General features: G+C 59.3%; 1 protein-coding gene. It reads left to right on the forward strand.

Translation table 11 applies throughout. The features are described 5' to 3' along the window. Positions 1–33 precede the first annotated feature (33 nt). Positions 34–1,227, forward strand: coding sequence for an SLC13 family permease (locus ACR0P8_RS09935; protein ID WP_432624881.1), 1,194 nt, complete (start codon positions 34–36; stop codon positions 1,225–1,227).

Below are 1,227 nucleotides of genomic sequence, written 5' to 3' on the forward strand. Positions count from 1 at the left end.
AGGCGATTGCAAACGGGATTGACGGAGGAATGCATGCGGCGATTGGTCGTCAAGGTCCTGAAGAACGAGACCATTCTCGTAGTCGCTACAATACTTGCACTGATTTCATGTTTCATCGTGCCGCCGGATAAGGAGTATGCCGGCTACATCCACGCCAGCACCATCTCGCAGCTGATCTGCCTGATGCTGGTGGTATGCGGGTTCCAGCGCATCGGCGTGTTCCGCATCATCGGCTCACGCCTGCTGCATCACGTCAAAACCGCGCGTGGCCTGGTGCTCACGTTGATCGCATTGCCGTTTTTCTCCGGCATGCTCATCACCAATGATGTGGCGTTGGTCACCTTCGTGCCGTTCGCAATCGCGGTGTTGACGATGGCGCACATGGAAGAGCATGCGGTGCTTGTCGGCACGCTGATGACCGTCGGCGCGAACGTGGGCAGCATGCTCACCCCGATCGGCAACGCGCACAACCTGTATCTGAAAGCGTTGACGGGCATGCCGACGTCCGAGATGATCGGCATCATGGCCCCGTATTCCGCTACCGCAGCCGTTCTGCTGATAATCATCACCTGCGTGATTTTCGGCAGCAAATCGGTTTCCGAATTTTCCGCGATCGATGGTTCCGGCATCGAACAGAACGTGCTCGCCCCGCATTCCGACCGGCCGCAGCCTGACGAGATTCGCGTGACCGGCTACGGTGCCGGTTATGGCGGCTGGCGTACGATCGTATACACGGCGTTGTTCGTCGTCTGCTTGCTGGCGGTGAGCGATTTCATTCCGCTGTGGGTGATGTGCGTCATCGTGTTCGTGGCGTTTCTGCTGTGCGACCGCCGCGTGTTCCGCAACGTCGATTGGGGACTGCCGCTCACGTTCTGCATGTTCTTCATCTTCATCGGCAATATGAAACGCGTGCCGGAATTCTACGAGCTGGCCGCCTCGCTGGTGGGCGCGCATCCGCTGGAAGTGGCCGTGGTGTCCAGCCAGTTCATCTCCAACGTGCCGACCACGCTGCTGCTGTCCGGCTTCTGCGACCAGTGGCGTGAACTGATCATCGGCACCAACCTGGGCGGCTTGGGCACGCTGATCGCGTCCATGGCGTCGCTGATCGGCTACAAGAACGTGACGCGCGCCTACCCGGACAAAAAAGGCCGTTATCTGGCCGTCTACACCGCGGTGAACGTGCTGTTCGTCATCGTGCTCGTCGGCCTGAGCTGGATTATCGAGTAG

The sequence above is a fragment of the Bifidobacterium sp. genome, from assembly GCF_050874245.1.
Classification (GTDB): domain Bacteria; phylum Actinomycetota; class Actinomycetes; order Actinomycetales; family Bifidobacteriaceae; genus Bifidobacterium.